20 protein-coding genes and 1 tRNA gene are annotated in these 18,929 nt (G+C 46.8%); 13 read left to right on the top strand and 8 right to left on the bottom strand.

Translation table 11 applies throughout. The features are described from left to right. Window positions 1-80: 80 nt before the first annotated feature. The 9 genes from EXU85_RS17425 to EXU85_RS17390 all read left to right on the top strand — a co-directional run bounded on the left by EXU85_RS17425 (window position 81) and on the right by EXU85_RS17390 (window position 5,982). A complete protein-coding gene (locus EXU85_RS17425; protein ID WP_142773307.1) occupies window positions 81-677 on the top strand; it encodes a YceI family protein in 597 nt (198 codons plus the stop codon). A gap of 158 nt (window positions 678-835) precedes the next feature. Continuing rightward, the gene (locus EXU85_RS17420; RefSeq protein ID WP_142773306.1) at window positions 836-1,948 is read left to right on the top strand and encodes a hypothetical protein; all 1,113 of its coding nucleotides are present in this window, start codon (window positions 836-838) and stop codon (window positions 1,946-1,948) included. After that, on the top strand, window positions 1,932-3,053 hold the full coding sequence (locus tag EXU85_RS17415; RefSeq protein ID WP_142773305.1) for an Ig-like domain-containing protein: 1,122 nt from the start codon (window positions 1,932-1,934) through the stop codon (window positions 3,051-3,053). Before EXU85_RS17420 ends, EXU85_RS17415 begins: the two co-directional genes overlap by 17 nt. A gap of 139 nt (window positions 3,054-3,192) precedes the next feature. Beyond that, window positions 3,193-3,645 carry a VOC family protein gene (locus EXU85_RS17410; protein WP_142773304.1) on the top strand — a complete coding sequence of 151 codons (453 nt, stop codon included), beginning with the start codon at window positions 3,193-3,195 and terminating at the stop codon, window positions 3,643-3,645. Window positions 3,646-3,735: 90 nt separating this feature from the next. Next, entirely contained in the window at window positions 3,736-3,921 is a 186-nt protein-coding gene (locus EXU85_RS17405; RefSeq protein ID WP_142773303.1) for a hypothetical protein, read from the top strand. A gap of 435 nt (window positions 3,922-4,356) precedes the next feature. After that, window positions 4,357-4,500 carry a hypothetical protein gene (locus EXU85_RS35390; protein WP_168207812.1) on the top strand — a complete coding sequence of 48 codons (144 nt, stop codon included), beginning with the start codon at window positions 4,357-4,359 and terminating at the stop codon, window positions 4,498-4,500. Beyond that, complete coding sequence (locus EXU85_RS17400) at window positions 4,472-4,729, top strand: nuclear transport factor 2 family protein (RefSeq protein ID WP_142773302.1); 258 nt, start codon at window positions 4,472-4,474, stop codon at window positions 4,727-4,729. Before EXU85_RS35390 ends, EXU85_RS17400 begins: the two co-directional genes overlap by 29 nt. 19 nt (window positions 4,730-4,748) lie before the next feature. Next, complete coding sequence (locus EXU85_RS17395; protein ID WP_142773301.1) at window positions 4,749-5,177, top strand: EVE domain-containing protein; 429 nt, start codon at window positions 4,749-4,751, stop codon at window positions 5,175-5,177. A 295-nt stretch (window positions 5,178-5,472) separates the two neighbouring features. Continuing rightward, entirely contained in the window at window positions 5,473-5,982 is a 510-nt protein-coding gene (locus EXU85_RS17390) for an RICIN domain-containing protein (protein ID WP_142773300.1), read from the top strand. A gap of 176 nt (window positions 5,983-6,158) precedes the next feature. Here the strand turns inward: EXU85_RS17390 and EXU85_RS17385 are convergent, their stop codons facing one another. Continuing rightward, window positions 6,159-7,805: a two-component regulator propeller domain-containing protein gene (locus EXU85_RS17385; RefSeq protein WP_142773299.1), complete on the bottom strand. Its 1,647-nt coding sequence runs from the start codon at window positions 7,803-7,805 to the stop codon at window positions 6,159-6,161. A 329-nt stretch (window positions 7,806-8,134) separates the two neighbouring features. Here EXU85_RS17385 and EXU85_RS17380 point away from each other — a divergent pair, with 329 nt between their 5' ends. Continuing rightward, window positions 8,135-10,216, top strand: coding sequence for a hypothetical protein (locus EXU85_RS17380; protein WP_142773298.1), 2,082 nt, complete (start codon window positions 8,135-8,137; stop codon window positions 10,214-10,216). Window positions 10,217-10,408: 192 nt separating this feature from the next. Here EXU85_RS17380 and EXU85_RS17375 read toward each other — a convergent pair whose 3' ends face one another. The 3 genes from EXU85_RS17375 to EXU85_RS17365 all read right to left on the bottom strand — a co-directional run bounded on the left by EXU85_RS17375 (window position 10,409) and on the right by EXU85_RS17365 (window position 12,453). Further along, entirely contained in the window at window positions 10,409-10,660 is a 252-nt protein-coding gene (locus tag EXU85_RS17375; RefSeq protein WP_142773297.1) for a hypothetical protein, read from the bottom strand. A gap of 75 nt (window positions 10,661-10,735) precedes the next feature. Continuing rightward, window positions 10,736-11,473, bottom strand: coding sequence for a YqjF family protein (locus EXU85_RS17370; RefSeq protein ID WP_142773296.1), 738 nt, complete (start codon window positions 11,471-11,473; stop codon window positions 10,736-10,738). Window positions 11,474-11,487: 14 nt separating this feature from the next. After that, window positions 11,488-12,453, bottom strand: a complete 966-nt coding sequence (locus EXU85_RS17365; protein ID WP_142773295.1) for an NAD(P)H-quinone oxidoreductase — start codon at window positions 12,451-12,453, stop codon at window positions 11,488-11,490. A 122-nt stretch (window positions 12,454-12,575) separates the two neighbouring features. On the opposite strand from EXU85_RS17365, the gene EXU85_RS17360 reads away from it, so the two are divergent. Beyond that, window positions 12,576-13,079: a DinB family protein gene (locus EXU85_RS17360; RefSeq protein WP_142773294.1), complete on the top strand. Its 504-nt coding sequence runs from the start codon at window positions 12,576-12,578 to the stop codon at window positions 13,077-13,079. A gap of 157 nt (window positions 13,080-13,236) precedes the next feature. Then, entirely contained in the window at window positions 13,237-13,620 is a 384-nt protein-coding gene (locus EXU85_RS17355) for a hypothetical protein (RefSeq protein ID WP_142773293.1), read from the top strand. Between the two features lie 206 nt (window positions 13,621-13,826). Here the strand turns inward: EXU85_RS17355 and EXU85_RS17350 are convergent, their stop codons facing one another. From EXU85_RS17350 to EXU85_RS17335, 4 genes are all read right to left on the bottom strand, one after another. Beyond that, window positions 13,827-14,189, bottom strand: coding sequence for a hypothetical protein (locus EXU85_RS17350; protein ID WP_142773292.1), 363 nt, complete (start codon window positions 14,187-14,189; stop codon window positions 13,827-13,829). 398 nt (window positions 14,190-14,587) lie between these two features. Beyond that, window positions 14,588-15,508, bottom strand: a complete 921-nt coding sequence (locus EXU85_RS17345; protein WP_256366049.1) for a transposase — start codon at window positions 15,506-15,508, stop codon at window positions 14,588-14,590. A gap of 34 nt (window positions 15,509-15,542) precedes the next feature. Beyond that, the gene (locus EXU85_RS17340; RefSeq protein WP_142773290.1) at window positions 15,543-15,914 is read right to left on the bottom strand and encodes a transposase family protein; all 372 of its coding nucleotides are present in this window, start codon (window positions 15,912-15,914) and stop codon (window positions 15,543-15,545) included. A 178-nt stretch (window positions 15,915-16,092) separates the two neighbouring features. Beyond that, window positions 16,093-16,164: transfer RNA gene (locus EXU85_RS17335), tRNA-Glu, on the bottom strand. 184 nt (window positions 16,165-16,348) lie between these two features. Between EXU85_RS17335 and EXU85_RS17330 the strand changes: the two genes are divergently transcribed. After that, window positions 16,349-18,925, top strand: a complete 2,577-nt coding sequence (locus EXU85_RS17330) for a M14 metallopeptidase family protein (RefSeq protein ID WP_142773289.1) — start codon at window positions 16,349-16,351, stop codon at window positions 18,923-18,925. Window positions 18,926-18,929 lie beyond the last annotated feature (4 nt).

The raw sequence follows: 18,929 nt of genomic DNA, 5'->3' as shown, positions 1-18,929 counted from the left end.
GTATGTTTATTTTCTGTGTTGCTACATTTAATTTAAATTTGCTTAAATTCAATTTTTCACCAATCCAATTCCAATCACGCATGAAATCAATCGCATTCACCGTTGCCGCGCTACTATCCCTTTCGACCGCCTTTGCGCAAACCTGGGCAGTTGATAAAGCCCACTCCAAAGTAGGGTTTTCTGTAACCCACTTAATGTTATCGGAAGTAGACGGTAACTTCAAAACGTTTGACGCTAAAATTACATCGTCTAAGCCTGATCTTTCGGATGCTGTCATTGAGTTAACTGCTGATGTTAACAGCATCAATACCGAGAACGATCGTCGCGACACACACTTGAAAAGCCCCGACTTTTTTGATGCTGCAAAATTTCCAACCCTGACGTTCAAAAGCACATCGTTCAAGAAAGCCGATGGTAAGAAGTACAATGTAACGGGTGACCTGACCATGCACGGTGTAACCAAACCTGTTACGTTCGTTGCGGTTCTGACTGGCCCTGTTACTATGGAAAACCCTCGGGGTAAGCAGGAAAAAGCAGGTCTGAAAATTAGCGGTACGCTGAAGCGTTCGGATTTTGGCGTGGGCTCCTCATCGACTGCTGTTGTGAGCGAAGAAGTTGAAATCAAGGCAATGGGTGAATTCGTCAAGCAGGATCCTGCCATGGCCGAAAAGAAATAATTACTTCCCTGATTTGAGGGCAAACACCCTGACTTAGCGAAAACAAGTCAGGGTGTTTGTCGTTAAAACCACTCAATAGGAATACCTTTAAACCTGGTTGATAATGTTTATATTCGTTCGCTAATCCGTTTATTCACAATAAATTAACCTTTACAAGCATGAAGAAAATGTATTCCTTACTGGCCATTGGCTGTGCCGGACTTGTGCTGCTGGCAACAACCACTCGCCCGATTAAAAATCAGTATGGGTTTGTGACGGGAACACCCGCTATCAAATCAATCAATGCGCTCTCGTTTGGCCCGAATGGGGTATTGTTTATTGGGGATGGAAAAAGCGCAACGGTATTCGCCATCGACACGAAAGATGCCAGCCTTGTTGAAAAGCCCAGCCCGGTTGATGTCAAAAACATTGATCAGAAGATTGCTGCTTTATTAGGAACGGACGCCAAAAACATCACGATTCAGGATATTGCTGTCAACCCAACATCAAAAAGCGTGTATTGTGCTGTACAACACAGCGATGGGACACCGGTATTACTCAAAGTAGAAGGCGACAAATTAACCCCGGTTTCACTAAGCAACGTTCCCTTCTCCATGCAGGCACTAGCGAATGTTCCGGCTGAAGATGCTAAAGGCCAACGGGGCGAATCGCTGCGTATTGCGGCAATTTCGGATATGGATTTTGCCGATGGCAAGGTACTGGTGAGCGGCTTATCGAACCAGGAGTTTGGGTCTACATTCCGTAGCATTCCGTTTCCGTTTACAAACGTGCAGGATCAGGCTTCGCTCGAAATCTACCATGCCGCCCATGGTAAGTACGAAACAATGGCGCCTATCAAAACCTTTACGACAACGGAGATCAAGGGCAAAAAATACCTGCTGGCCAGCTATACCTGCACCCCGCTGGTGCTTTTTCCAATGGATGAGTTGAAAGCCGGGAAGCATGTAAAAGGCCGGACGGTTGCTGAGATGGGTAGTGGTAACCAACCGCTGGATATCATCACGCTGAAAAAAGGAAACGAATCCTTCCTGATCATGGCTAACTCAAGCCGCCCGGTTTTTAAAGTACGCTACAAAAACATTGAGGAGTATCAAGGCTCACTGACCACACCCGTTGAGGAAAACTTTGCTACGGCTGGCGTAAATTTTGTATCGTTGCCATTAACCAATGTGATTCAATTAGACAAACTGGGCGATAATCAGATGATTTTGCTCCAGCGCCGGTCAAACGGTAATCTTGATCTTTGGACCGCTAATGATCGTTATCTATAAAAGAAATAGGCATGCCGAAATCAGGTTGTACGCCGTGTACAGCCTGATTTTTTTTACGTTCGGACTCGTTTGGGCTTGTCATCCCTCAAAAAAGGCCGAGATCTCGATCCGGTGGACTGATAAACGGGCAACGGGTATTTCCATCCCAAAACAGTTACTCCAGTCCGTATCTTCCGATTCGCTGGGTCAATTTCTGGCGGTACGATTAGCGGGTAAAGAGACTGCCATTGCAGGTAACTATCAATCAATTGGTAAATCCATTGTTTTTGAACCGCTGATTCCGTTTACCCGTGGGCTCACCTATGGTGTCTGGTTGAAAGACAATCAACTGGGCGAAATGACCATTCCTGACCTGGCCCCCGGCGATACCCCAACCTTACTGGCCATCTATCCGACCCAGGATTCATTGCCGGATAATTTGCTGAAAATTTACCTGCATTTTTCCCGCCCCATGCGGGAAGGGCAATCACAGAACTACGTCTCCTTAGTTAGAAATTATACCGATACGCTACCCGGTGTTTTTCTCAACCTACAGCCTGAACTTTGGAATGCCGATCGGACGATGCTAACCCTTTGGCTCGACCCCGGCCGCATCAAACGTGATTTACAACCGAACAAACGTTTAGGCGCACCTTTACTGGCAGGTGTTCACTATGAACTGGTTGTTTCGGCTGCCTGGCCTGATCAGCAGGGTGCCAGGCTCATGAAGAAAACTATAAAACCATTTGTGACAGTGCCGCGCGATAGTTTATCTCCCGTTCCGGCAAAATGGACATTATCCCAGCCGCAATCGGGAAGCGTAAGCCCACTGGAAGTGGCATTCGGGGAGCCCCTCGATTATAACCTGCTGACCGAAACACTGCACGTCCTGACCGAATCCGGCAAACCGGTTTCGGGTAAATGGCAACCGGGCAATGAAGAAAAACAAAGTTCCTTCAAACCCAATGAGGCCTGGCAGGCTGGAACGTATCGACTTCGAATTGAAGGGCGACAGGAAGATCTGGCTGGTAATAACCTCAACCGCCCCTTTGATCGCGATATAACGCGGAAAGATCGTGCCGTGACGAATGACCCGTTCGTTGAGGTTCTGTTCAAGATTCGATAGTGATTCTACAGAATCCACAGAAACAATAAGTACAAAAATCCCTTGTCGGAATCGACCCTGATAATGTCGTTTTTACCCACCTGATGTTGTTTTGAGCTATTGTACCTTTGCTTCGGTAGTAATCAAAACGGTAAACAACATGCAAAAGATCACGACATTCCTGACTTTCAACAACCAGGCCGAAGAAGCAGCAAACCTGTACACTTCCATCTTTAAAAATTCAACTATTGGGCGTGTGAGCCGGTATGGGGAGGGGGCTCCGCTACCCGCAGGTACAGTTATGTCTGTTACGTTTCAACTCGACGGGCAGGAGTTTTTTGCCTTGAATGGTGGCCCGCATTTTACCTTTGCCCAGGGTATTTCGCTCTTCGTAAACTGCGAAACGCAGGAAGAGGTAGACTACTTTTGGGAGAAGCTTACTGAAGGTGGGGAACCAGGGCCATGTGGCTGGCTGAAAGATAAATTTGGGGTGTCGTGGCAAATTGTGCCCTCTGCATTGGGCAGACTGCTGGGTGATAAAGACCCGAAGAAAGCAAAACGGGCCATGGAAGCCATGATGAAGATGTCGAAAATTGATATCAAGGCATTATAAGAAGCATAAGAAGCAAACTATATTTAAATCGGGCAGGAGACCTTAGTAGGTGTTTTCTGCCCGATTTTCGTTTATTCCGTCAACCGGTTCATGTTTCTTGACGGGCATATTGTTGGCCTAACTACCTTTCTGCACCGAAACCTGACCAAAAAGCAAACCAACATTTTTTATGGCAATATCGATACAAATCCGCTACAGGTGATGATGCAAGGGTATATGGAGAGAGGATGGTCAGCAAAGGACCCGATTGTGCGATTCGCCGATTCAATAAATTAAAAGACGACAGCATGCACCTAGGATAGCTATGCCATTGCCCTGGCTAAAGATGGAAAATAACAGGAAGCCATTGCTATGTACCGGAAATCCATTGTGCTCTGGCCTGGTAATGAAGAGGGTAAAAAGGCATTACAGCAATTGCTAGAGCAAAAAGAGTAAAGTTTTACTAATGTTATACTCCAGTGTAAAAATAGTAAAACTATTTTCCTCAGAATCAAGTGGTCATTGCCCAGTTAAAATGAAACTGAAGAAACTAATTCTGGAATATAAGGACAGGGAAGCCGCCGACTTGCTGGCAAAAGAAGGAATATGAAGAAACGAGTGATTCTGTAGAGGAATGCTCACTATGTGTGATGGCATAGCCATTTAGCAAACAAATTCGAAATTAGAGAGGTTGTTTTCCGTAAATAGTAGTAACACAGACCGTCATTTTTCATGAATAACGAACGCGGAACTGCTTTTACCGAGCTACAGGACAGGCAGCAACTTGCCGAGCTGGCAAATCGTCTGTTCATGTACACCGATTCCCGGAATTGGGAAGGGTTAGTAAATGAGGTGTTTAGGGTTTCAACACCTTGATCAGGTACACCACCAGGGTGGACATTATCTGATAACTCTAAGAGGCACCCAGGCGGACCTATACGGCTATGCAGTAGCTACCCACTTCCGGGAGGCTGTTACGAAAGGTAAGACACGGACGTTTACCGGCAGCTATGACTTGAAGGCCGAGCGCACAACGAACGGCTGGCGGTTGAACCAATTAAAATACAACCTGAAATTCACCGAAGGCAACGTATCCCTGGACTAAACGCAATCCGTGTCGTATTATGAGCCAATCACCGCAATACTGGATCGTTGTAGCCTCAAAAGACCACGTACTTCGAGGGGTTTCCGGCGGATTTATGCAGGCCAATCACGGAAAACAAGCGCCATTGAAACGAATGAAACCCGGTGACTGGGTGATCTTCTATTCGCCGAAACAAGTCCTGGAAGGTGACCAGAAATGTCAGGCGTTTACAGCCATTGGGCAACTAATCGACGACACCATTTATCAGGTTACCGTTTCGGAGAATTTTTCTCCCTTCCGGCGAAACGTAACGTTTCATGCCTCCAGTGATGTGTCGATCTTGCCACTCATTGATGAACTTGACTTTATCTCGAACAAAAAATCATGGGGCTACCCCTTTCGTATCGGCTTTTTTGAGATCGACAAACATGATTTTGAGTTAATCAGTAACGGCATGCTCAACAAGTAGCCAGTTCAAGGAATTTCCCCTTCCGTCCCCGGCTATTAAAAATTCCTAGTCTGATAATTCCTTTTTTCGTAATCGGATTGGTGTACAGTGGGCTACTGACTGTTGGAATCTTTCTCGACAGAATACTACTTTCTGAACAAACAGATAGGTTGATGGGCGCGCTACATTCATGAAAGTATCCTTAAAATACTGGGCATTCTCATACCGTGAACTGGACTTTTGAGGGCTGGATACCGTAGCGTTTCGTCCTTCTTGCTTACTTTGTTTTTTGTTCAACTAATTCCCTCATGCAACGATGAAAACAAAATTGATTGGGTTGATAGTCATTGGCTTAACCGTGTTGACTAAAGCGAGTTTTGCTCAGGTGATTAGAGGAACCTATGCGATCAAAAACACGCAGACGGGCCTGGTGCTTCGGGTGCAGGATGCTAGAAAAGCAAACGGAACGCCCATTGTTTCCTATTCGCCTGTTAACTGGAAATGCGTAACCTGGGATTTTAATCACGTAGAAGGCGAAACGTATCAGCTACGCAATTTATTCACGAACAAAACGCTGCAACCCATCGCAGCCACTCCAACGGAGGGCATCAGTTTAGAACAACAACCGTTGGTTTCGTTGCAGGCAAATCAGGAATACGAATTTCTTCGTACGGGGAAAGATACCTATCGAATCAAGCTCAAAGGGAGCGATCTGTATTTAACCCCATCCGACGCCGGAACCGTGAATGCGAAAGTAGTTCTGGCGAAGAAAACAGCTGGTGCCAATCAGGTATGGACCATTTACCCACAGGATCCTGAAATTTAAGTCAAATGAAATCAGCCGGGTATTACTTTCTTTTCGGAACCGTCTGTATGCTCTTTTGCGTGGCTGCACGCAGAACCCCTTTTTCTGCTTAATTTTTTACAAAATTTCGAAAATCTAAAAGCTCTTGCAACGGAATGACATGATCTGATCATGTTGAAGTCTAATGGATTCAGATGTTATTTTTTGGCTACGATTTTCATATAGAGTTTAACGTCGTCCAAAATTGCATCACCAGACTGATAAAAGTACTTTTCTGATCCATAATCGGTACCCCAATCTGTTCGATCAAGGATCAGCGTACCATTCACCTCGACAGTTCCGTCCATTCCGTCCTTAAATTGCATTTTGGCTGGAAACGTAACTGCCTTCGTGATACCTTCAAGGGTCAGGTTCCCTGTAACTTTTATATTTCCTTCATTAACTCTTATACTTCCATCAGTTGGAACTTTTGTATGTCCATCATTCCCTGTTTCAACCTTCGTAATGACAAAGGTTGAAACAGGGAATTTTTTGACATCAAAAAATGCAGGTAATTTATTGTGTGGACGTTGATCATCAAACTTTTGTTCAATGGTATTCATGTCGACTTCAACTGCACCACCCTGCAGCTGACGGTTTTCGATCAACAATTCTCCTTTTACTATATCGACGTCTCCTGTACTGGAACCATCACTAACTAACGTAGGACCTTCCCATCCACCAAGTAACCTGGAACCTTTCCAGATTATAGCACTTTGCTTCGTATCGATGATATATTTTTTCTGACCCTCTTTATTATAAAAGTCCGTGATGGTCTTTCCATCATAACGATACACTCCGGTCGCATCGCCAAACCAAATACTTCCATCATTAGCTTCCAAAAGTCCCAGAAAAGCCTTTCCTGAAATTATTTCGGTTACCGTGGGCTTAGTACTATATAAGGACGTTGCATCATAACGGGAAAGTGCCTGGACAGTCCAATTAGCTGGATTTACAGGACCCGTAGTCCAGATGTTTCCTTTTTTATCCTGGATTATAGCATAAGCACCTCTCTCCGATACCTTAGTAAAGGTACTGCCGTCATAGCGATAGAGCCCACCGGGTCGATGGCCTCCTTTAAAGCCATTGTAACCGCTGAGCCAAATAGCCCCTTTGCTATCTTCCAGTATAGCCCAAACGTCGAGAAAGGGTTCACCTTTATGGGTTAACGTGGTAAATTTTTTCCCGTCATAAACAAAGGCGTCGCCCCTTGTGCCAACCCACAATTTCCCTGTTTTATCTTCAAGGATTGTATGAATATCATCATTCCAATGCCCTTCTTTAAAAAAAAGCGGAGTGTTCGGAGAAGTGAAATTTCGAAACGATTTCCCATCGTAACGGCTTACTCCACCTCCAGTGCCGAACCAAATAATGCCGGCTTTATCTTCATAAACAGACGTAACTCGATTATTGGCAAGTCCTTCCGTGGTAGTGAAATGTTGAATGGATTTCCCGTTGTCATAATAAACGCCTGAATCAGTAGAAGCGAACCAAAGATTCCCTCGTCGATCTTCCAGCACATCCCAGAATATATGCTGGCCTAGTCTACTTGTCAGATTAGTAAACGATTTTTCCCCGGCCCTGGAAGGGTCGTATCGAAAAACATCACCAAATGATGAGTTGTTCGGGCCAGCAATCAAAATGGTGCCATTTCTGCCTTTTTTTATATTGCGAACCATTATGTTAGGCCCGATGTCTTTAATTTCGGACTTGATAGTATTTATTGGTGAGTTTGTTTGGTTTTGTCCACAGGAAGTGCAAAAAACAACCATCCAGAACAAAACATATACGGGGGAGTAGTTCATCCTTTTTCCTTTTTTGATACCAACGAATGTCAACCGCAGCCGCGGACGGCCGCAACGACAGACCGTAAACCTACCAGTCTTTGTGCTGAGATGTGTTGGCGGGCTAGTAAAAGAATGTTAACGAAACGTAAAAGTTGCCGCTTTGGCGCAGGGCGGCCTGTGCCGTCTGATTTTACTGACTGTGGTAGATTTTGCCTCTAAGCAGGTGGCCATATTGAATAAATAGGTTGCCTACTAACCTACTAACCTCCTAATACCCCATTTCTACAGCTCCACGGCATTAGATTCTCCGAGCAACCCACTTATGAGGTTCATAACGAAGAGGGTTTATGAAGAATCAATTAGTAGCCTTACTGGTGCTGATTTGCTCAGGCGTTTACGCGCAGGTACCCGTGGATTTATCGGGTTATCAGAAAAAAAACGGCACCAATGTAACCACTCAGGGAAATAACCTGCTTGTTAGCTGGCTCGCCAATGGAAAAGAGACGGCTAAATTGATCCTTAATCTTGATGCCCAAAAGCCCCTGTTCAATAGCATTCAGCTATCTCAACAGGGAAAATTTAGTGAGATAGCCAGCGCGCTCGACCCCGCTTTCGTGCTGACGATTGGTAAACGGGATTTAATTTCCCAAAATGGCTGGAATATCTTCTTCGATAAAACGAACAAACTACCCCACAAATCGTACGCCGTTGAATTGTCCAAACGGACTGCCAGTGTCAAAACCATTGGCTCCCGAACCGTAGTCAGACTCTCGGAGGTGGAAGCCGCTACCTTCAAAGGTGCGCTTGAAATTACGGTTTATAATGGAAGTCCCCTGTTTAATGTGGCCGCGGTGATGGCCACAGAGGTGGATTCTACGGCCATTCTCTATGATGCCGGTCTGGTGACTAAACAGCCGGTTTGGACGAACATTGCCTGGTCGGATACTGATAACCAGATGCAAAGCGTAACGGCCGACCTGAACCAACCCAACAAAGCTCAGGCGGTGAAATACCGGACAATTATCGGGGCCAATAACCAGGGTAGTCTGGCGGTATTTCCTGCCCCCCATCAATATTTTTACCCGCTGGATGAAGCCTATAATCTGGATTTTACCTGGTATGGTACTAACTACCGGAGTTTGGTACCTGCGTTTGGCATCGGTATTCGGCAGGACCTGATGGGCGACAGGCGCTGGGTTCCCTGGGTGAATGCACCCCCTAAAACCCAGCAGCGGTTAAACTTCTTTTGCCTGCTCAGCACCAATAAACCAGCCCAAGTGCTAGACGAGGTAAAACGCTTCACCCATAACGATAAATACCCCGTGCTGCCTGGCTACAAAACTATGTCGAGCCACTTTCATAATGAACACGTTATGAACACGGTGCTGGCCGGAAAGCCCGTACCGAAGGTGCCAAACTTCGTGAACGTGTTCAAGAACGCGGGCGTCAATATTGTGCACCTGGCAGAGTTTCATGGCCCCGGCCATCCCAAAGGGCCCGATGATCAACGCCTGCTGGAACTAAAAACTTTGTTCAGTGAATGTAAACGACTATCAGACAACAACTTTCTATTACTTCCGGGCGAAGAGCCGAATAACTTTTTCGGGGGGCACTGGCTGGACTTTTTCCCGAAGCCAGTGTACTGGATCATGTCCCGTAAACCCGAGATGCCGTTCGTTACGGACGATCCGACCTACGGAAAAGTGTATCGCATTGCTGATAAAAACGACATGTTGAAGCTTCTTGAGGCCGAGAATGGTTTGGCCTGGACAGCGCATGCCCGCACGAAGGGTTCGACTGGATTTCCGGATCAATACAAAGACGAAGATTTTTATAAATCCGACCACTTTTTTGGAGCTGCCTGGAAAAATATTCCTGCGGATCTGTCGGAGCCGCGGTTAAGTCGGCGCGTACTGGATCTGATGGACGATATGGCTAACTGGGGATTAAAAAAGCACGTGATTGCGGAATCCGACATTTTTTCGATGGAGCCGGAGAATGAAACCTACGCCCACCTGAATGTCAACTATCTCCAGTTGGATAAATTGCCAGACTACAGTCAGGGCTGGCAGCCAATTCTGGATGTGATGAAACAGGGTAAATTCTTCGTAACAACGGGTGAGGTCATGCTCCCCACGTTCTCGGTCAATGGAAAAGGGGCAGGAGAAACGCTAAAGCTCTCTGCGGATGGAAAAGCGACCATTTCGTTAACCGTAAACTGGACATTCCCGTTAACGTTTGCCGAAATCATATCGGGAGATGGCAACCAGGTCTATCGCGAACGTATTGACCTGATGAACACGCTTCCGTTTGGCAAGCAGACACTCACGTTGACCACTAATCTCAAAAATAGAACCTGGATGCGGGTTGAGGTGTGGGATGCTGCGATCAATGGTGCCTTCACGCAACAGGTCTGGCTTGTCAAGTAGGGAAAGTTGGCCATTCACATGTTCTCGCTTGGCTATGCCGAGTAAGGGCTATTGTTTTAATGGCCTCTGGCCGGAGAAAAGCAGATTACGTCAAAAACGGGCCAGAGGCCCTTGAAGAAATAGAATTCACTGGTACGCCAGCCTGGTCGGCGTAGCCAAGCGAGAACCTGAGCGCATGTGTTAGCCGAGTGGCTAGGCTACAGACAGGAAGCGATGGCTGGATTTATTCCACTTGCCTTTAAGTTTCCATGACTTCCGGTGCATGGCTTTCCAGATAGAATCATAGGCCTCTGTGTCGATCGTTGGATTGATCCGATATTGACTAACCAACCGGTCTTTTAGCACATTGAGAGTGTATAGGCTGAGGCAATTTTCAATGTCATTCAGGAAATTCTCCGGGCTTGGAAATGAGGGGTTTACAGCAGGTGTTTGTTGAGTAGTCATGTTGATTAACTGTCTGATTATCTATACGAAAGATAGTCATTTTTCTGCGTTTAAACAAGTATTTTTCTCCATTTTTCACCGAATTTCCGAGCCTGATTGTATACTCACCGCCGATCCGTCGGCCAGAAAAACGGATGCTGGAGGGTGCTCAAAAAAAGGCGCGAACCTAGCGCCGTAAAGTTTTTCTACATCGCACAGAACACTAAAATCCGTTACGGGATAAATGTTCCAGGGTGGGTGAACAACTTCGTATTCCGAGGTACGTCCGGGTCCATGACGTCGACCGTCTCCACGTCTCGTATAGCCCCAGTAGTGTTCGGTGATGAACGCTTCTTCGCTTTCAGGGGTTAGGGGGTGGCCGGTACGGTCGGCGCTTACCCGGATATGATTCCACGCAGAACCGACTTTCCACTCATAGTCGATCTGCTGGGTTTTCTCCTGAATGTCCCAGCGGTGGCGCATAGGATGCGTTTCGTAGGGTTCGCCATACAGTGTGTTCGCCACTAGCGTAATGGCAAGTTTGGGAACGAGTTCTTTAACAAAGACGACCCCTCGCTTCCAGCCCGTTGGGGATTTTCGTCGGACATAAAATCGGAGATTGAATTCTTCAAATTGCCGATGAAAAGGCACAGAAACCCGCCCGAACAGTTTCACATGTTGAAAATAAAAGCCTACGAGGCTTCCGTAGTAAACGCCATTGAACTCGTCCAGTTCGGTTCCATAGGGAAGGAGAGGTTCAAGCACCTGACGGTCGAGGGCGTAATTCGCAAAGATTAAGTTTCGCCATTCAGCAGTCAGAAACGTAGTGGCCATAATGGGGGAGCTGTTTATTGAATTTCAAGGATGATTTTGCCGATATGGTCACTGCCAGTCATGAGTTCTTGAGCCTGTGCGGCTTCTGAAAGGGGAAAGGTACGGTAGACAATCGGTTTTAATCGCCCATCTGCTACCAATGGCCAAACCTGCTGTTCAACTTCGGTCGTTAGCGCTGCTTTGAAATTGGCATCTCGTGGTTTGAGCATACTGCCGCTGATCGTTATACGCTTCTGCATCAGCGTTGGAATGTGGATCTGACTATCGGCGCCCTGCATGGCATTGATAAACATCAGTCGTCCGTCGGTAGCCAGTAGGCGGAGGTTTTTAGGCGTGTAATCACCGCCAACCATATCCAGAACGACGTTTAATTGTACTTCCTGCAGCGCCTGCTCAAAATCTTCTAGTTTATAGTTGATACATTTTACTGCACCAAGCTGCTCGCAGGCCGTACATTTTTCATCGCTGCCTGCGGTTGCATAGGCATGGGCACCGAACGCTTTTGCTAACTGAATGGCGGTAACACCAATGCCACTGCTACCACCATGCACCAGAAAATTTTCTCCCGATGTCAGGTGCGCCCACTGAAAAACCGTTGACCAGACTGTCAGAACAGTTTCAGGGAGTGAAGCTGCTTCAACAAAGGATAGACTTGGTGGAATAGGCAGGCAATGGCGTTCATCAACGGCTACATATTCAGCATAACCACCCCCGCTGATGAGCGCGCAAAGTTGGTCGCCAATCTGCCAACGGCTGCTAGTGGGGCCGCATGCCTCAACAGTTCCCGCTACTTCAAGACCTGGAATCTGCCCTGCCGGATTCATGCCATAGCCACCTTGTCTCAGAAGAATATCACTTCTATTGACGCCAGCCGCCCGTACCCGAATCAGGACTTGACCATGTTCGGGTTGTGGAACAGGCCGTTCCTGAAATTGGAGTACAGTACTGCCACCGGGTTGGGTTATAATGATTGCTTTCATAATTGCTCGTTGGGATCATTAACAAAGACGTATCGTTTATGTTACGGTTCGTAAAATCATAAAAAAACATAACAATCAGCGATCATTACAGGTAGTCTTTAACAGAACCGACGTCAATCATCATGGCCCAACCCAATCAAGTTAGTGCCGATCAGGACGTAGCCGTCCGCCAGCAACTAATTAGCTTATTAACCGGTAGTAATGCCCATCAGTCATTCGACAATGCCGTAAACGAGTTACCGGGTGAGCTACGGGGAATAAAGCCAGACAAGCTTCCGTATAGTATTTGGCAGCTAGTAGACCACATCCGAACGGTGCAATGGGATATTCTCGAATTTTCCCGGAATGCGGATCATCAATCCCCTCCCTGGCCAACAGGGTACTGGACGAAAGCAGAGGCTCCTGAAAATGAGGCCGTCTGGCAACAGGCAATCGATCAGGTTCGGGAGGATCGCGACGCCTTCGTTGGCCTATTGAATGACCCTCAGTCCGACCTGTACACACCATTTGCCCATGGGGATGGGCAAAACTTACTTCGCGAGGCTATGCTCACCGCTGATCATACGGCGTATCATGTGGGGGAAATTATTATGATCCGTCGGTTATTGGATGCGTGGCAGAAATGAGCCTGAGGAGGCAATAAAGTCAACTTATGAACAAATAAATAGAATTTAGCGTACACTCAGCTTAAATTAAGCTAAGCTATACTCTAAATTCTAGGCAACATAGTAAATTACTGATTTTATTATTATATACCTTTGTGCTTCACAATAAGCAAGTCTCATGTCTACAGGCAATCCACCGAGTAATCTACCGAGTCAACCCGCATTTACGATCACCGCACAGTTAGCCAGTCACAAACAAGGTATTGTAAATGTGCCAGCCGGTGTTGATTCATATTTTGGGGAACACGGTAAAATTGTCGTAGTAACCCTTCCGAATGATCAGCGAATTCATTGCCCAATTGAACGGAAGAAAACGTCGAAGCATGGAGCCAGTTTTTCTCATCCTTCGCTTAAAGAATACTTTGGCAACAAAGCCCAAAGAGACTGGGAATATCGGGTAAAAATAAGCGGAACCAACACGGTTAGCATACGACCTATTGTTGAGCAACCTGTTGAGGAACAGCTAGTTGAAGAACCTCAGGAGCAGAGTCAAGAATCTTAACAGGTATATATCTGGAATTTAGATTGGACGCACGTTTTCATAAACTATCGATTGATAATCGATAGGAAATCCAGCTATCAATAATTATATTACAAACAGGCAGCTCGTCAATTGACGAGCTGCCTGTTTGTAATATAAACCTATTTACTAAAGGTTTGTCGCTGATTTTTTGGATGCCTGTTAAGCAACCACTGACGAAATCCCAGTTAGCTTACTAAAAAATTCACGGCTTGCTTCAACGTCCGTTCATTATGGCTTTCAGGATCGGTATAGGACCGTTCGCCTACTTCAATTATCATTTCCTTACCCATTAGTTGTTTTGTGTCCAGTTCTTTTCCTGCTTCAACGGGAACTCCAGCCATTTCAAACAAACCTATAATAGCGGGCATTCCTGCCTGAGACTGGTAAAAACGCTGGGATATATACCCCTCATCATTTTCGAAGCGAACGGCAAAAAATGGAATGCCTTTGTATTCACTGGTGCCTTCCTCAATGTCCGTAACAGTTACTTGCTGCTGGCCATCTGTCAATAGTGTTTTGTCCTGACCTTTCTCTACTTCGATTTTCATAGTGTTGAGTTTATGTTTTATTTGTATTATAAACTGTATGTAGCTCTAATTGTTTCCAGAGTTTAGTCCTTAAATGATATAGAGAGGCCTATTGTTAGTCACAATTTCGTGAATTGATATATTTTGTTTGTATTATAAGGGGAGAGTATTAAATTGAAAGAAAAACTGTATGGTCTCAGATGGAAAAATTTCGAACTCCACCATCCTGCCGATTGTCGATCGATAGAGATCAAGTTGAACCTCTTAGGAATAAACTCGGGTAAGAGAAGCTGAATGACAGGTAATCAATTTGCCAGAACAGTCAGATTTGATTAAACGCACAAACCTGGATAAATACAACGCCCTCCACAACTTTTGGAATTGATGGATCAAGGACAATATTTGTGGAGCGTCTTAGATTAAGCATATAACTGAGTGAGCCGATATAGGAAGAATTCCACATTACGCACCCCTCTAAACTGCGCCCGAAAGGCTTTGATCTTGGCATTAAAGGACTCCGCCGAAGCATTCGTGCTGCGGTTGTCAAAATAATTGAGGATAGTGGTGTAGTGGTTCTGGATGGAACGGGCTACCGTATTAAAAGCTTTGAAACCAGCCTGTCGGACTTTTTCATGCCATTTAGCCAACCGAGCTAAGCCGTAGAGCTTGTCGGTGGTATTCTCAAAGATGTGGCTCAGGGATTGACTCAACTCATAAGCCCTCTTCAAATCTGGGTAGCGATCAAACAGCAGATTGGCCCGCTCCTGCTGGCTTTGAGTCCAATCAATCGACTTTTTATAAAGTATATAGCGGCTACGTGCCAGTAGTTGTTTCACCGTGTCACCATTGGAAAGTAACTCTGGTTGATAGTCGATCTGGTTGAGCTTGGCCTGCTCAAGGGCCTCATTCTCCGCATCCAGGGCTTGCCAGCGGTAGTGGATGCGCATGTCCTGAACAGCCTCCAGAGCGAGTTGCTGCACATGGAAACGGTCGGTTACCTGGGTAGCCTTAGGGAAACATTTTTTAGCGATCAGCCCCATGTTCCCTGCCATGTCTAAGGTAATCTCCTGTACCTTTTTACGCTGGTTTTCAGGCAACTTACGCAAGATCTCAATCACCGTTTCGGCCTTCGTTCCTGCTACAATAGCCACGATGCTTCCCTTGCCCCCTTTGGCGGCCTTATTGGTCAGAATCGTATAGAGCTCGCCCTGGGATAGACTCGTTTCATCCAGCGACAGGTGCGGCCCCAGATTCTGAGGATACAAAAGCCACTGCTTGGCATGAGTTCGTTGATCCCAAGTTGAAAACTCACTTAACTCGATTCGGTATTGCCGTGTCAGCTGATGGCCATCCACCCCATAAAGACGGCCAAGGCTATTGGTACTGTGGGGGGAGGAATCCGTCAATCTGGTTTAAAAAAAGCGCGAAGTCTGTCATCATTCGCGTGCCTTTTGCCACTTGATTCCAGTCCCTGGTTTCCACTTTTTGAGTCTGGGTATTGAGCCACCGACGGCGTTTAATGTGCAGAAACACGCGCTTGTCTCGAATGGGGAAGTCCTGAATAGTGATTTCTGGTAGAAAGCCCTTGGATAGCAGCTCGGCTTTTGGCTTAGCCGACTCGTCATAGGTTTTCTCTTCCAGATACAGATGAAGTACTTCGGAAGCGGATTCGACGCGAGTTAAGTGGTAATAGGTTAGGATGAAATCAGGTAAAAGGTATTCGACCAGGGGCAAGAAACTTTCCAAAACGAGCTAGACTTGGGTGAAACCACAAACCTAGAAAAATACAACGCCCTCCACAACTTTTGACCTTGATCCGAATTGATCCGATTTGATCCCTTTTTAAGGACGGGAGAGCTAAACAAAAAAGCCTCAAAATACGGAGATTTTGAGGCTTTTTGCGCAACCGCGTTGCAAATGTTAGTGACCGATACGGGAATCGAACCCGTGTTACCGCCGTGAAAGGGCGATGTCCTAACCGCTAGACGAATCGGCCGTCTTGTTTAAAAGACCCATCAGTTTAGCTTTCTGGCTGCCCTGGTGGCGAATCGTGGTGCAAAGGTAAGGCAATGTTTTTTAAATGCAACACACTCCACTAAAATTTTTCTAAAAAAAGGGTTTGTGGCCGATTTACTGCTATTTTTGAGGAGGTTAGCTTTCCATTTTTTTTCATCACCTACATGAAACACGTTTTATTGCTGGCAGCTCTGACGGTCGCGTCGCTGACAGTTTCCTCTGAGTCTGCTCAGGCTCAAACACCTACCGCTTCGTCAACTACCTTAGTATCACCGGCTCAGTTTCTTGGCTATAAGATTGGCGACCGATTTACCCCCCACCATCGTGTACTGGCCTACGCCGAACAGGTAGCCAAACAACTGCCCAACCGGATTAAACTGATTCCATATGGAACAACCTACGAAGGCCGACAGCTTATGGTAGTGGCCCTGGGTTCTGAAGCCAATATGGCACGTCTGGAAGAAATTCGGACCAATAATCTAAAACGGATTGGCTTAATGGAGGGGAATCCGACGTCGGCTACCCAACCACCTATTGCCTGGCTCAGCTACAACGTTCACGGCAACGAAGCCGTAAGCTCAGAAGCATTTATGGATGTACTGTACCGGCTTCTGAATACCTCCGATGCCGTATCGCAGAAAATTATGAACTCAACAGTCGTGATTCTCGATCCCGGTTTGAATCCCGATGGCCACGATCGCTACGTGAACTGGTACAATCAAATGTTGGGGCGTAACGCGAACCCAACGCCTTTTGCCCGGGAGCACAGTGAACCCTGGCCAGGTGGGCGCTACACGCATTACCTCTTCGATCCGAACCGCGACTGGGCCTGGCAAACGCAGGAAATCACCCAGCAACGGATGGCGCTGTATCAGCAGTGGATGCCTCAACTGCACGGCGATTTTCACGAAATGAGTGTAGAGAGCCCTTATTATTTTGCACCGTCGGCCAAGCCCTATCACGAAGATATCACACCCTACCAACGGAAATTCCAGCAAACGATTGGGGAGTATTGCAGTCGGTATTTCGATAAAAATGGATGGCTCTACTACACCCGGGAACGTTTTGACTTATTTTATCCCAGTTATGGCGATACCTATCCGACCTACAACGGTGCTATTGGTATGACGTATGAGCAGGGTGGGAGTGGCCGCGCCGGTTTGGCTATAGAAAAAGCCGATGGCGATACCCTAACCCTTCGCCAGCGGATCGATCACCACTATACTGCCAGTATTGCCACCTTGGAGTCTGTAGCCGACCGACCCGCTGAAGTGGTAAAAGAGTTCGGTCAGTTTTTCGATAAAGCCCGCAACACACCCATTGGGCCCTACAAGAGTTATGTGATCAAATCGAACGGAGATGCCGGCAGGTTGAAGGCCTTGCAGCAACTGCTGGAACGGAATAAAATTAGTTTTGGCTACGCTGGTAAAGCGCAGACGGTTGCGGCTGGGTTCAATTATACCACGCAGAAGACGGATAAGACCGTTTCGGTGGGTGCCGATGATATCGTGATTAGTGCATACCAGCCCAAATCAACCTTGCTGAAAATTCTGTTTGAACAGAATTCGGCTCTGGAAGACTCAGCTACCTACGACATTACGGCCTGGTCACTACCGTACGCCTTTGGATTGCAAACCTTTGGTATCCCCGCCCGCCTGACCCCCGCCACGACAGCACCAACAGCGCCTACTCCTGCAGTTGTGCCAGCCTCTGCCTATGCTTACCTCGTTCGCTGGCAGTCGTTGCCAGCCGTACAAACACTGGCAGCTTTACTAAAGCAGAAAATCAGAGTTAGAGCGGCAGAAAAACAATTTGAAGTAGAGGGTAAAACCTATCCCTCTGGCACGTTGATCATCACCCGAACAGGGAACGAACGCATTGGTGATCGACTGGGCGCGCTGGTATCGCAGGCGGCCACTCAGGCGGGTGCCGAGATCGTGGCCGTACAAACGGGCTTTGTAACGACTGGTTCCGACTTCGGTTCGGATTATGTAACGGGGTTGAAAGCACCGCGCGTGGGTGTTGTGCTCGGCGATGGTACGCCACCACCGTCGGCGGGTGAAGTCTGGCATTTTTTCGATCAGGAGCTGAATTACCCGATCTCGTTGCTCGATGGCAATTCGCTGGGAACAATAGAATGGAGTAAACTAGACGTGTTAATCCTGCCAACGAACTACAATTACGGGCGTTTCCTGAACGAGAAGAACCTATCGGCGATCAAAGAGTGGGTACGGGCAGGGGGGAAACTCATTGCTATGGAGCGGGCCGCTGCTTTTCTGGCTGGTAAAGAGGGTTTCGAACTGAAAGAGAAAGAAGATAAGTCAGCCGACAAGGACAAAGCTAAAAAAAGCAGTGCTGTTGATTCGCTTAAACTCTATATCAACCGGGAGCGGGCAGCCATTTCTGACGATATTCCAGGGAGTATTTATCGGGTGAACGTAGATACAAGCCACCCACTGGGCTATGGGCTTACAGGAGGGTATTATTCGCTCGTGCAAAATGCCTTTAACTTTGAATTCCTGAAAGATGGGTGGAATGTAGGGTATTTGAAAACCGACAACTACGTAGCTGGTTTTTCGGGTAAAAACGCCAAAGAGAAATTGAAAAACACCCTGCTGATGGGCGTCCAAACCTATGGCCGTGGTAGCATCGTGTATCTGGCCGATGACCCACTCTTCCGGGGATTCTGGTACAATGGTAAGCTACTATTTAGCAACGCTGTGTTTATGGTGGGCAATTAAGCAG

It is taken from the genome of Spirosoma sp. KCTC 42546 (genome assembly GCF_006965485.1).
Classification (GTDB): Bacteria; Bacteroidota; Bacteroidia; order Cytophagales; family Spirosomataceae; genus Spirosoma.
This window is presented reverse-complemented; position numbering and strand designations above follow the sequence as displayed.